Annotated in this window: 4 protein-coding genes; 2 read left to right on the plus strand and 2 right to left on the minus strand. The window is 68.0% G+C overall.

Features of this window, described 5'->3' with window-relative positions; all coding sequences use genetic code 11:
* Positions 1–452, plus strand: a 452-nt coding sequence (locus V5A20_RS13705; RefSeq protein ID WP_332317049.1) for an LptE family protein, incomplete at its 5' end; no start/stop codon positions are given.
* Between the two features lie 5 nt (positions 453–457).
* Here V5A20_RS13705 and V5A20_RS13710 read toward each other — a convergent pair.
* Positions 458–1,540, minus strand: coding sequence for a N(4)-(beta-N-acetylglucosaminyl)-L-asparaginase (locus V5A20_RS13710; RefSeq protein ID WP_332317050.1), 1,083 nt, complete (start codon positions 1,538–1,540; stop codon positions 458–460).
* 79 nt (positions 1,541–1,619) lie between these two features.
* Positions 1,620–2,675, minus strand: coding sequence for an SDR family oxidoreductase (locus V5A20_RS13715; protein WP_332317051.1), 1,056 nt, complete (start codon positions 2,673–2,675; stop codon positions 1,620–1,622).
* A 228-nt stretch (positions 2,676–2,903) separates the two neighbouring features.
* Here V5A20_RS13715 and V5A20_RS13720 point away from each other — a divergent pair.
* Positions 2,904–3,405, plus strand: a 502-nt coding sequence (locus tag V5A20_RS13720) for an AIR synthase related protein (protein WP_332317052.1), incomplete at its 3' end; no start/stop codon positions are given.

The following is a 3,405-nucleotide window of genomic DNA, read 5'->3' on the forward strand; positions in this document are numbered from 1 at the left end:
CCGTCTACAGCTTCAGCGGGGCCAGCGTCCCATCCAACCTCGAAACCATTTCGATCCCCATCGCCCAGGACAACACCTCCAGCCCTGTCAACCGGCTCGGGTCCGACCTGACAACCCTGCTCACCGACCGGTTCGTCGACCGCACGCGCCTGTCCCTCACGACGGACGACGCGGGCGCGGACGCCCTCCTTGCCGCCCGCATCCAACGCTACACGAACGAGCCCACCGGCGTCAGCGGCGACGAACGGGCCAGCTCCAACCAGGTGACCATTCGGGTACAGGTGCGCTACGTCGACCAAACGGAGGACGAGGAGCTTCTGAACCAGACCTTCAGTGGCTCCGCCAACTACGACCCCGTCGAGGCAGGCCTCGACGGTGAGCGACAGGCCGCCCAAAACGCCCTCGAAAACGTCGCCGACGACATCTTTAGCACGGCGACGTCGAACTGGTAGCGCCCCTACGCCTCGTCGTACAGGCCCGGAATGCCGACCCGGCGGACCCCGTCGGCGTCCCCCACGATCATCTGTCCGGCGCCGCGCATCTGGGCCCCGCCGAATTCTCCGTCCGTTCGCAGCGCGTAGAACCGGACGTTGAAGTTGGGCTCCCCCTGGTCGTTGAGGAGGCGCGGGACCTGGGTGTTCTCTGCGATGCGGCGACAGGCGAACAGGCACGCCTCCTCGGGCGCGTCGCCCGCCCGCATCCGCTCCACGATGAGGTAGCTCGACAGGTTCTTGAGGTTGGCCTCGCCCCGCCCCGTGGAGCCGGCCGCCCCCACGTCGTTGTCGGCGTAGAGGCCCGCCCCCACGACCGACGTGTCCGCCACCCGGCCCGGGATCTTGTAGAACAGGCCGCTGGTGGTGGTGACGGAGCCGACATTGCCGTTGGGGGCGAGGGCGGAGCAGTGGATGGTGCCGTAGTGGCGCTGCACCTCGCGCACCTTCGCCCCCAGCGCCGGGTCTTTCAGGCTGTCGGGCGGCAGGTAGTTGTCCTCCTGCGACAGGGTCTCTTTCCACTCGACCCAGATCTTGCGGGCGCGCTCGGTGAGGAGGTCCTGCGTCTCGATGCCGTGCATCCGCGCAAATTCTTTTGCCCCCTGCCCCACCAGCCGCACATGGTCGGTCCGTTCCATCACCAGGCGCGCCACCTGCGAGGGGACCGGGATGTCCTCGAGAACGGCGACCGCGCCGGCCCGGTGCGTCTTGCCCTCTACGACCCCGGCCTCCAGCTGCACGGTCCCGTCGGCGTTGGGGATGCCGCCGTACCCCACGGTAATGTCGTCGGGGTCCCGCTCGACGATGTTGACGCCCTCAATAACGGCGTCCAGGGCCTCCCCGTCGCCGGCCATGACCTCCAGGGCCTGTTCGGCGGCGGGCGCGCCGTTGTCGCTCGCCACGACGAGGGGCCCGTTGTTGCTGCCGGCGTCGAACGTGGGGGGCGTCCCCGACGCCGCTCGGGGCAGGGCGGCGGCCCCGGCCCCGGCCAGAGCGGCCTGCTTCAAAAAAGAGCGACGGGAGGCGGCAGAGGACGATTCGTCGGACATGAGATGCTGTGCTCGTGGGATGGCGGGACGCGCCCGGAAGGTAACAAACGCGCCCGGAAAGCAAAACCGACGTCCTCCGTCAGTACATGGCACTGGACCGGGCGTCGTGACGACGGGCGTACTTCACCATCGCCGGGGCGTAGTCCGGCAGCGCCGGGCACGCGATCTCTGTGGCGTCGAGCGCCGCCCGCGTGTTCGAAGAATCGTAGCGGGAGGGATGGTCGAAGTAGTCGATGAGCTCCGGCGCGATGCCGAGGAACTGCCCCACGCCGGTGCTCATGAGTCCTCGGGCCATGCTCGGCGGCACTGGCACGTACGCCACACGTTTGTCCAGCAGGTCGGCAAACAGCTCCAGGAGGGCCTGTGTGGTGAGCGGCCGGGGGTCGGTGAGGTGAAAGACCGTCCCCTCGTGTCCCTCGGGGCCCAGCAGGTGCCCCATCGCGTCCACCACGAAGTCGACCGGCACCAGGTTGACCGTCTCCGTGCCCGAGCCGACCCGGGTCATGAGCGTGTATTTTGGAAGCCTGCGCAGCGCATTTAGCACGAAGTACGGCCCGTCGAACTTGTCCGTCTCGCCGGTCTCCGAGTCCCCCACCACGATGCTGGGGCGGAAGATGAGCGTCGGAATGTCGTCCATGCGGTCCTGCACGAGCACCTCGGCGTGGTACTTCGTCTCCTCGTAGAAATTTTTGAACCCGGCATCGTGGACGAGCTCGTCCTCGCAGATCGTCCCGGTGCGCCGGCCCGACACGTAGGCGGAGCTGACGTATCCGAAGCGCTCCAGGTTGGGGCTCTGCGCGAGCAGGTCGAGCACGTGGCGCGTGCCGTTCACATTGACCTGCCAGCCCACGTCCCGTGGGATCGACAGGTCGTAGACGGCGGCGAGGTGGACCGCCCGCGTGACCCGGTCGGCCACCGCGTCGTACCGGTCCCCGAGGCCCAGATCCGGCGCCGTAATGTCGCCGGGCAGCACTGTGGCCCGGTCGGCGAGGTCGAGGTCGGCGAGGAGCGCATGGGTGCGTGCTTCGAACTTCGGCTGGACCAGCAGGAGAAACGAGGCGTCGGGCTCATCCGCGGCGAGGCGGCGCAGGAGGCGCGTGCCGAGGAAGCCGGGGACGCCGGTGAGGAAGGTCATGCGATTGGGAGTGGCGATAAAGCGGCCCGTTAAGCGATCGTGTGGTGTACGTCGTATCGCGCAGGAAGTGCCGCGGGCGACGATGTCTCCCCTGATGAGACCGGGTTTGAACGCACCTCAATCTCTCCCAATTCCCCGCAAAGGCAGGATCCTTCCCCTTCCTTCCAACATACCCACTACGGCATTTCACTCGTCTCTTCCCCCGCGGCTTCACGCCCCCGCCCTCTCATGCCCGAAGCCCTCCCGAAAACGCCCGAGGTCGACCGCGCCCTCGCCCTCGACCACGGCCTCACCGACGACGAGTACGACGAGATCCTCGACCGGCTCGGGCGCACGCCGTCGTTCGTGGAGCTCGGCATCTACTCGGTGATGTGGAGCGAGCACTGCGCCTACAAGAACTCGACGGCTCTCCTGAAGACACTGCCCACAGAGGGCGAGCAGCTGCTGGCCGAGGTGGGCGAGGAGAACGCGGGCCTCGTGGACGTGGGGGACGGGAAGGCCGTGGCGTTCAAGATCGAGTCGCACAACCACCCCTCCGCCGTGGAACCCTACGAGGGGGCGGCCACCGGTGTGGGCGGCATCCACCGCGACATCTTCACGATGGGCGCCCGCCCCATCTGCGCGCTCGATTCGCTCCGGTTCGGCTCGCTGGAGGAGTCGCGCGTCCGCTACCTGTTCGACGGCGTGGTGCGCGGCATCGGCGACTACGGCAACTCGTTCGGCGTGCCCA

The organism is Salinibacter sp. (assembly GCF_036626415.1).
Lineage (GTDB): Bacteria > Bacteroidota > Rhodothermia > Rhodothermales > Salinibacteraceae > Salinibacter.

Bases quoted from the DNA above. Each gene is read 5' to 3' on its own strand.
- V5A20_RS13715 (WP_332317051.1), bottom strand. From the start codon at position 2,675: ATGACCTTCCTCACCGGCGTCCCCGGCTTCCTCGGCACGCGCCTCCTG.
- V5A20_RS13710 (WP_332317050.1), bottom strand. From the start codon at position 1,540: ATGTCCGACGAATCGTCCTCTGCCGCCTCCCGTCGCTCTTTTTTGAAG.